Consider the following 220-nt stretch of genomic DNA (forward strand, 5'->3'; position numbering starts at 1 on the left):
GTTCTATCCAGCAGGGCGCCGTGGGCGCACAGGTGGCGGCCGTGCAGTATTACCTGAGCTACCTTGCGCAAACGTTCTATCCCACAATCCCCAATATCGTACCCGACGGTATTTTCGGCGCACAGACGCGCAGCGCCGTCATCGCGTTCCAGAACACCTTCGGCCTGACGGCGGACGGCATTGTTGGTCCGGCCACCTGGGCCGCGCTGGAAAAGCAGTT

The 220-nt window shown here is 61.8% G+C and carries 1 protein-coding gene; it reads left to right on the forward strand.

Annotation, left to right across the window (positions count from 1 at the left end; genetic code table 11):
* Positions 1 to 20 precede the first annotated feature (20 nt).
* Positions 21 to 220 (forward strand): peptidoglycan-binding domain-containing protein (locus HJV72_RS19225; protein ID WP_330619072.1); only part of this gene is annotated, 200 nt, incomplete at its 3' end.

This window comes from Extibacter sp. GGCC_0201 (genome assembly GCF_017566055.1).
Taxonomy (GTDB): domain Bacteria; phylum Bacillota; class Clostridia; order Lachnospirales; family Lachnospiraceae; genus Extibacter.